We start from the raw sequence: 8,670 nt of genomic DNA, 5'->3' as shown, positions 1-8,670 counted from the left end.
GCATTATTGTTAATATAGGTTTAGAAAATACTAACAGACTAATTACTATTAAATAATAACTAATTTAATTTAGGCTCAATTACTACATTGGAGCAAAAAAAGAAGTAATTCAGTCTTGTTTGTGAAAGGTTTCACGATTATAATCGTAAAAGTGAACATTTTGGAGGGGAGAAAAATTCATGTTTAAAAAAAGCTACTTAATCCCACTGCTAGCTTTAGTACCAACTTTGCTTTTAAGCGGATGTACGAATATGGTCGTCTTTGATCCAAAAGGGCCTGCCGCTCGTGACATTCTAGATTTAATTAACTGGTCACTTATTTTTATGCTGTTAGTGGTTGTCGTTGTATTTGGTTTATTTGGATATATCATTTGGAAATATCGTGCTAAACCTGAAAATGCAGATTACGAGCCACCTGAAGAACATGGCAGTACAAAATTAGAAATAATATGGACAGTCATTCCTATTCTTATTGTCATTGCTTTAACGATTCCTACTGTTAAAACAATCTATAAGCTAGAAAAAGTACCTGCTGGATATGAAAATAAAAAACCAATTACCATTAATGTGACTTCTGCCGATTGGAAATGGATCTTTAGCTACCCTGAACAAGGGATTGAAACCGTGAACTACGTGAATATTCCTGCCGGCACACCTGTACAGTTTAAGTTAACTTCTGCAGGTACAATGCAGTCTTTCTGGGTTCCTGCTTTAGGCGGCCAAAAGTATACCATGAACAAGATGGAGACTGAGCTGTACCTTACTGCCGACAAACCTGGTGAATTTTTAGGAAGAAATACAAACTTTAACGGTAAGGGCTATGCTGAAATGGAATTTACCGTTGAAGCGAAATCCCCACAAGCCTTTGAAAAATGGGTAAAAGAAGTTAAAGACACAGCTCCTAAGTTAACAGAAAAGAAATACAATCAACTTCTTAAACCGACACACTTAGGACGTGAAACATTTATTGGAACTCATCTTGCCTGGGTAAACCATGCCGATATGAATTCTAAAACTTATACAAATCCTGAATTGTACGAAGTACATGGCGTAAAAGGAAAGATTTTTAAAGAGAAAGAAACAAATAGTCATTCTATGGACATGGAAGGTATGGAAAGTATGGACAAGAGTGAAAAATCAGATGGAGGTGAGCACAATGAACATTAATTGGCATGACTTTTTTATTGTCGGCAATCCATTAATACTAGGTTCCCAGATTGCTATTCTCTTAACAATGATCGGAATTGTGGCTGGAGTTACCTATTTAAAGAAATGGAAATGGCTATGGAGAGAATGGTTAACAACCGTTGATCATAAACGGATTGGGATTATGTACATCCTTTCTGGTGTCTTGATGTTTTTCCGTGGCGGTGTGGACGGCCTTTTAATGAAGGCTCAGACCTCACGTCCAGAGATGAAATTTTTAGATGCACAGCATTACAATGAAATTTTTACTACACACGGTGTCATAATGATTTTGTTTGCAGCAATGCCATTATTAATTGGCTTAATGAACGTGGTAATTCCGCTGCAAATCGGTGCTCGTGACGTCGCATTCCCACAACTTAATGCGTTAAGCTTCTGGCTGTTCTTTAGTGGTGCGATGCTGTTTAATATTTCGTTTGTTGTCGGTGGTTCTCCTGATGCTGGTTGGACAGCTTACTTCCCTCTTGCTGGTAAAGAATTTACCCCTGGAATTGGGAATAACTATTACGCCATTGCCTTGCAAATTGCTGGGATTGGTACCCTGATGACGGGGATTAATTTTATTGTCACTATCTTAAAAATGAGAACAAAAGGCATGACACTGATGAGAATGCCAATGTTTACTTGGACTTCATTCATTGCGTCAGTGATTATTGTTGCTTCATTCCCAATTTTCACGGTTGCCCTTGCATTAATGACATTTGACCGGATCTTTGGAACTCACTTCTTCACCTTAGCAGGTGGCGGTATGGATATGATGTGGGCTAACCTTTTCTGGTTATGGGGGCACCCTGAAGTATATATCGTGGTCCTTCCTGCTTTTGGGATGTTTTCTGAGGTTATTTCAACCTTTTCCAGAAAAATGCTGTTCGGGTACAAATCAATGGTATTCTCCATCGTGGGAATTGCGTTTTTAAGTATGCTAGTCTGGGTTCACCACTTCTTTACAATGGGGGCTGGACCAGGAGTAAACTCTGTTTTCTCTATTACGACTATGATGATCGCCATTCCAACGGGGGTCAAAATGTTTAACTGGTTATTTACAATGAGAAAAGGTAGAATCCAGTTTACAACAGCGATGCTTTGGGCGCTTGCGTTCATTCCTTGCTTTATTATTGGTGGTGTAACTGGGGTTATGCTTGCCATGGGTGCGGCTGATTATCAATACCACAACACCCTATTCCTTGTCGCTCACTTCCACTATGTGTTAATTCCTGGTGTTGTGTTTGCGGTATTTGCTGGACTTTATTACTGGTGGCCAAAAATGTTCGGCCATATGCTTAATGAGAAAATTGGTAAAATACATTTTTGGTTCTTTACAATTGGATTTAACTTAACGTTTATGCCGATGTTCTTCCTAGGATTAGATGGTGCGGTGCGTCGTTCGTACACTTATTCAGCTGAATCAGGCTATGCACCATTATTCCTAGTATCTACTATAGGCGCAGTTATCTTAGCGATCGGCTTTGGCGCACTTTGCTATAACATTTATTGGAGTGCACGCTATGCAGACCGTAATATTTCAAACGATCCATGGGATGCAAGAACACTAGAGTGGGCAACTGCTTCACCGCCTCCATTCTATAATTTTGCAAAACTACCTGAAGTGAAATCAGTCGATAGCTTCTGGTATATGAAAAAGAATAACGAAGGTTTAACATTGAAAGACGAAGAAATTAAAGAAATCCATATGCCAAGTAACTCCGGCTTACCAATCTATATGGGTGTAATCTTTGGCATTGCTGGGTTCTTACTAGTCTTTGAATGGAAAATTGCGGCTCTTGTAGCCACTGTAGGAATCCTTATTGGGTTAATTATTCGTTCATTCGATTACAACGATGGTTTCCATGTTCATGTTGACGAAATAAAAGAGACGGAAAAAGCATGGCGTAACGTCGATAAAGGGGGGAACAGCCATGTCAGCTAATGTCAATACTGCCTTACCACTCGAATATCAAACCGAACAGAACCGAATGAATATTCTCGGTTTCTGGATTTTCTTAGGAGCAGAGATTGTCCTCTTTGGTACTCTCTTTGCTGTGTTTTCTGTCCTGAGTGCGAGATATGCTGGCGGTCCAACTCCAAAGGACCTTTTTGAAATAAAAGATGTTATGGTCGAAACGATCCTCTTGTTAACTAGTAGTTTTACTTGCGGACTTGCCATATATGAGATGCGCCGACATAACCGGAATGGATTATTGTTATGGTTCATCATTACCCTTCTCCTAGGTGCTGGCTTCGTGTTCATGGAGATCACAGAATTTATCCATTATGTTCACGAAGGAGCAACCATGCAAACAAGTGCTTTCTTATCTAGCTTCTTTGTATTACTTGGTACACATGGACTGCACGTGAGCATGGGGATTGGCTGGGCGACTATGGTGATTATCCAAATATTAAAACGAGGATTAACACCTGTTACTGCTCGTAAAACGTTTATCATCGGGCTATATTGGCACTTTTTAGATGTTGTCTGGATATTTATTTTCACATTTGTGTATTTAGCAAGGATGGTGGCATAAATGGCTAAAAATACAAAAGGATTTCCACTTACACATGTTTTAGGTTTTATTATGTCATTATTACTAACTTTTGCAGCACTTGGTGTGGCACTAAAAACCAATCTTCCTTTTAAAACCATACTCTGGATCATTGGTTCATTAGCTGTCGTCCAAGCTGCCCTTCAATTATACATGTTCATGCACATGAACGAAGGTGAAGACGGCAAATCCCAAATCATCAACGTCGCTTACGGATTCTTCATCGCCTTCGTAACCGTAGCGGGATCAATCTGGGTTATGTCTTTCGGAATGTAAACAAATAGGTGTCAGGCACCATGTGAAGAATTCACATGGTGCCTGACACCCTTTTTTGTATCTATTTTTTTATTCCTCCGTTATTTTTTCTCTTTCTTCTTACTAATTGGAAGATGATAAAAGCTATGTAAAGCGGGATTGCGACATAGATGAAATATGGGAAGCGATACTGTTCTTTTTTGAAGACAAGGTATATCGCGTACCCTAGGAAAAGCGTGACGATAATTCCATATTTCGGCAGTGGAACATCTTTCAAGCTTGGGATTTTTATCGTGCTCACCATTAAGTAACAGATGATAAAAAAAGCAATAGGCAGGATAATCTCTGGCATCTTACCTTGAAACAGTGTTAGCAGTGTTAACAATCCCCCACCTGCAGTGATGGGAACACCGGTAAAATAATGATTTGAAGATTTAACAGCATTAATCGAAGCAGGAATTAAACACAAAGGATTTTCTTTAATCAATGTATTCAGTCCATGTGTTACTTATAATAAGGTAAACACATATGATTGGTTTAAAGAAAATCTAACTAAGCTTAGTGATGTCGAAGGTTATGACCCTTCAAATCGCGAAGAGGCCATGCAGACATTAATGAAGCATAATGGTCTTGTAACAGGACTTATTTATCAAAACACTGAGCGTAAGTCTTATCAAGAATTGGTCACTGGCTACTCAGAAACACCTTTATCAAAAGCAGACCTTAACTTGGATCAAAATTATTTTGATAAATTAGTTTCAGAATTTATATAAGGATAAATAGAAAATCCCGGGGCTTCTGCCCACGGGATTTTCTATTGTTTTCAAGTCCGTTAACCTTTATACTATAATAATGTGTGGACTATGTCTGGAGTTCCTTACAAATTTGCACAGATGATAACTTTAAAGATATTAAATAGCTGAAATTTTAAAAAAGGAAGAAAGGGGCATTTGAACAAATGAATGAAAAACAACGTTTAGAAGGTACGCAAGTCGAGTCTGTTAATTCTTCGGACAAAAAATCCGCCAAGGATTACAGCAAGTACTTTGAACAAGTAATTACTGCACCGTCTTTGAAAGATGCTAAAAAACGTGGAAAAGAAGAAGTAAAGTACCATAATGACTTTGCGATTCCAGAGAAATTTCGTGGAATGGGCGAGGGTAGAAAGTTTTATATCCGTACCTATGGGTGTCAAATGAATGAGCATGATACGGAAGTTATGGCAGGAATATTTTTAGCTTTAGGCTATGAACCCACTGACAGCACTGAAGATGCAAATGTCATTTTATTAAATACATGTGCAATTAGGGAAAATGCTGAAAATAAAGTGTTTGGTGAACTAGGTCATTTAAAGTCATTAAAATTAGAAAAGCCTGACTTGCTTTTAGGTGTTTGTGGATGTATGTCACAAGAAGAATCTGTTGTTAACAAAATTCTAAAAACCTACCACCAGGTTGATATGATTTTTGGTACCCATAATATTCACCGTTTACCACATATCTTGAATGAGGCATACATGTCAAAAGAGATGGTTGTTGAAGTATGGTCTAAAGAAGGAGATGTAATTGAAAACCTTCCAAAAGTCCGTCGTGGGAATATTAAAGCTTGGGTTAACATCATGTATGGCTGCGATAAATTCTGTACGTACTGTATCGTACCATTCACCCGTGGGAAAGAAAGAAGCCGCAGGCCAGAAGAAATTATTCAGGAAGTGCGCCATCTTGCTGCACAGGGTTACCAAGAGGTTACCTTGCTTGGTCAAAATGTAAATGCCTATGGTAAAGATTTAGAAGATGGTTCCTATGGTCTTGGTGAACTGATGGATGAATTAAGAAAAATTGATATTCCGAGAATTCGCTTCACAACAAGCCATCCACGTGACTTTGATGATCGTTTAATTAATGTGCTTGCTAAAGGCGGCAATTTAATGGACCATATCCATTTACCAGTCCAATCAGGTTCTACTGATGTATTAAAAATTATGGCACGTAAGTATACTAGAGAACAATATTTAGAACTAGTAAGAAAGATTAAAGCGGCCATTCCTAATGTTGCGTTAACCACAGATATTATTGTAGGTTACCCGAATGAAACGGATGAGCAGTTTGAAGAAACAATGTCACTATACCGTGAAGTCGGTTATGAATTAGCATATACCTTTATTTATTCTCCACGTGAAGGTACTCCAGCAGCAAAAATGGAGGATAACGTTCCGATGGAAGTGAAGAAAGCACGCTTACAGCGGTTAAATGCCCTTGTGAATGAGCTTTCCTTAGAAGCGATGAAAAAACATGAAGGCCAAATCGTCGATGTCCTTGTTGAAGGGGAAAGTAAGAACAATCCTGATGTCCTAGCAGGATATACGTCTAGGAATAAGCTTGTTAACTTTGTTGCTCCAAAATCAGCGATTGGAAAAATTGTAAAGGTTAAAATAACAGAAGCAAAAACATGGTCATTAAACGGAGAAATGGTAGAGAAATTCGAACCAGCAGAGGTGAAGTAAAGTGGCGAAATATACAAAAGATGATATCGTTGCACGTGCAACAGACTTAGCTCGAATGATTGCAGAAACAGAAGAGGTTGACTTCTTTAAACGAGCAGAAGCACAGTTAAATGAAAACAAAAAAGTTCACACTTTAATTTCGGATATTAAAGGATTACAAAAGCAAGCTGTAAATCTTCAGCATTATGGTAAACCTGAAGCCTTAAAAAAGGTGGAAGATAAAATTGCTTCGATTGAGCAAGAATTAGATGAAATTCCTGTTGTACAGGAGTTCAAACAATCACAATTAGATGTAAATGAATTGCTTCAAATTATTGCTTCAACCATTTCAAATACGGTTACCGATGAAATCATCATTTCAACGGGCGGCGATGTATTATTAGGAGAAACGGGTTCAAGCATGCAAAATGGCGGCGGATCTTGTGAAGGCCACGACGATTGCGATCACGAACATTAAGACTTCAGCCAGGCTTACTATAGCCTGGCTTTATTTTTTTCTTACATTTATTTTCCCCACTGACCAGAATCTTATTACTCTTCATTTTTAAGTACATGCATACAAGGCACACACCTATAACTCCCGCATAAAATGAACTATGACTAAACTTTTATCCAGTACTCAACAAAATAAATTTCACACTAGTCTTATATCTTGCATACGATGAAATGAAAATGAATGAGGAGGGTTCGCGCGAAATGGGAGAATATAGAGAGATAATTACCAAGGCCGTAGTAGCGAAAGGACGTAAATTCACCCAGTCCAATCATACGATTAGCCCGGCGCATAGTCCAACAAGTATACTTGGCTGTTGGATCATCAACCATAAATACAATGCGAAAAAGGTTGGCAAGACTGTAGAGATACATGGCTCTTACGATATCAATGTTTGGTATTCGTTTAATGACAATACCAAAACAGAAGTTGTCACAGAACGTGTCCAATATACAGATGTCATTAAGTTAAAGTATCGCGACCATGATTGCCTCGATGACAATGAAATTTGTGCTCGAGTGCTGCAACAGCCAAATTGTGTTGAAGCGGTCATTTCCCCGAATGGCAATCGTATCATCGTCCATGTTGAAAGAGAGTTCCTTGTCGAGGTGATTGGCGAGACAAAGGTTTGTGTTCGTGTCAGCTCAGAGGGATGCAAAGACGACGATGATTGGGGTATGGACGTAGATGACGAAGAATTCGAAGAGCTAAATCCAGATTTCTTAGTCGGTTCAGAAGAAGAATAAAAGTAACTAGGAGGTTTTTACTTCCTAGTTTTTTTCTTTTTCGGGGGAATTATTAAAGCCTAAATTAGCAAGCTAAGATTAGGAGGTGTTAGAATGGACCCTAGACAGCCGGGAAATAAAAATATGCCTGATTTTAACCAATTAAATGACCGAATAATCGCTGAAAGTTCACCCTCACCAATGCTAGTGATCAAAACCAATCTTGATCCACAAGATGCTACGGAATGTAATCCGTATTATAATGATACAGTAGTGAAAAACCCTAAAAAGGTTAAGGATTATTTTGAGGAATAAGAAAGCCAGGAGGTTAACCCTGGCTTTCTATCCATTCTGGTTTTAATAATGATAGGACGTACGTATCATGAAATTGCTCATTTTGATTAATATAGCCACGAAGGATTCCTTCCTTTTTGAAACCAATCTTCATTAGTAAATTGATCGATGCTTCGTTTTCCGGGTAGACAACGGCACCAATACGATATAAATCTAATTGTTGAAAGCTAAAACGGATCACTTCATTTATTGCCTCGGAGCTCAGTCCTCTTCTCCAATAAGCTGGATGGAGTTCGTAGCCAATCTCTGCACGCTTATTTTTTAAATGTAAACCATTAAGCCCCAACGTACCGATGAAACGCTGATTTTCTTTTAATTTAATTCCCCAACGGATCCCGCGCTTATCCACAAAATTCTTATGAAACATGTCAATTAATCTTGATGCTTCAACGGGAAGAGTAAAACGATTAGTCCCATAAAACCTTGTCACTTCTTCTAAGGATAATATATCGTATATGTAGTCAACATGCTGATGGGTTATTTCAATTAATTTAAGTCTTTTGGTTTCTAAAATGGGAAAAGTCATAGCAAATCCTTTCTATTAGCCCTTAGTGCTTTCGAATTTCCATATGAATTCTAAATCTTTATACTAATT

Annotated in this window: 10 protein-coding genes and 1 pseudogene; 9 read left to right on the top strand and 2 right to left on the bottom strand. The window is 38.3% G+C overall.

The window, feature by feature from the left end; all coding sequences use genetic code 11:
- Positions 1–179 precede the first annotated feature (179 nt).
- The 4 genes from qoxA to qoxD are packed head-to-tail and all read left to right on the top strand — an operon-like array spanning position 180 to position 4,021.
- Positions 180–1,166 carry a cytochrome aa3 quinol oxidase subunit II gene (gene qoxA, locus V7659_RS22855; protein ID WP_335542477.1) on the top strand — a complete coding sequence of 329 codons (987 nt, stop codon included), beginning with the start codon at positions 180–182 and terminating at the stop codon, positions 1,164–1,166.
- Entirely contained in the window at positions 1,156–3,132 is a 1,977-nt protein-coding gene (gene qoxB, locus V7659_RS22850; protein WP_335542476.1) for a cytochrome aa3 quinol oxidase subunit I, read from the top strand. The genes qoxA and qoxB overlap by 11 nt, the downstream gene beginning before the upstream one ends.
- Positions 3,122–3,727 (top strand): cytochrome aa3 quinol oxidase subunit III, encoded by a 606-nt coding sequence (gene qoxC, locus V7659_RS22845; RefSeq protein WP_144549964.1) that lies wholly within the window; start codon positions 3,122–3,124, stop codon positions 3,725–3,727. The genes qoxB and qoxC overlap by 11 nt, the downstream gene beginning before the upstream one ends.
- Entirely contained in the window at positions 3,728–4,021 is a 294-nt protein-coding gene (gene qoxD, locus V7659_RS22840) for a cytochrome aa3 quinol oxidase subunit IV (protein ID WP_335542475.1), read from the top strand.
- A 61-nt stretch (positions 4,022–4,082) separates the two neighbouring features.
- Here the strand turns inward: qoxD and V7659_RS22835 are convergent, their stop codons facing one another.
- Complete coding sequence (locus tag V7659_RS22835; RefSeq protein WP_335542474.1) at positions 4,083–4,487, bottom strand: hypothetical protein; 405 nt, start codon at positions 4,485–4,487, stop codon at positions 4,083–4,085.
- Here V7659_RS22835 and V7659_RS22830 point away from each other — a divergent pair.
- The 5 genes and pseudogenes from V7659_RS22830 to V7659_RS22810 form a co-directional block, all read left to right on the top strand.
- Positions 4,429–4,773 (top strand): annotated as a pseudogene (locus V7659_RS22830) (2-oxoacid:ferredoxin oxidoreductase subunit beta); the annotation flags it as partial. The gene V7659_RS22835 and the pseudogene V7659_RS22830 sit on opposite strands and share 59 nt — an antisense overlap.
- Positions 4,774–4,958: 185 nt before the next feature.
- Positions 4,959–6,503, top strand: coding sequence for a tRNA (N6-isopentenyl adenosine(37)-C2)-methylthiotransferase MiaB (gene miaB / locus V7659_RS22825; RefSeq protein WP_144549126.1), 1,545 nt, complete (start codon positions 4,959–4,961; stop codon positions 6,501–6,503).
- Position 6,504: 1 nt separating this feature from the next.
- The gene (locus V7659_RS22820) at positions 6,505–6,960 is read left to right on the top strand and encodes a RicAFT regulatory complex protein RicA family protein (protein WP_144549129.1); all 456 of its coding nucleotides are present in this window, start codon (positions 6,505–6,507) and stop codon (positions 6,958–6,960) included.
- Between the two features lie 239 nt (positions 6,961–7,199).
- Positions 7,200–7,742: an outer spore coat protein CotE gene (locus V7659_RS22815; RefSeq protein WP_335542473.1), complete on the top strand. Its 543-nt coding sequence runs from the start codon at positions 7,200–7,202 to the stop codon at positions 7,740–7,742.
- Between the two features lie 93 nt (positions 7,743–7,835).
- Complete coding sequence (locus tag V7659_RS22810) at positions 7,836–8,036, top strand: hypothetical protein (protein WP_335542472.1); 201 nt, start codon at positions 7,836–7,838, stop codon at positions 8,034–8,036.
- A gap of 13 nt (positions 8,037–8,049) precedes the next feature.
- Here the strand turns inward: V7659_RS22810 and V7659_RS22805 are convergent, their stop codons facing one another.
- A complete protein-coding gene (locus tag V7659_RS22805) occupies positions 8,050–8,601 on the bottom strand; it encodes a GNAT family N-acetyltransferase (RefSeq protein WP_335542471.1) in 552 nt (183 codons plus the stop codon).
- Positions 8,602–8,670 lie beyond the last annotated feature (69 nt).

Origin of the sequence: Neobacillus drentensis (assembly GCF_036966985.1) — a bacterium.
GTDB classification, from domain to species: domain Bacteria; phylum Bacillota; class Bacilli; order Bacillales; family Cytobacillaceae; genus Neobacillus; species Neobacillus drentensis_E.
The sequence above is the reverse complement of the archived record's forward strand: the minus strand, read 5'-3'. Positions and strand labels throughout refer to the sequence as shown.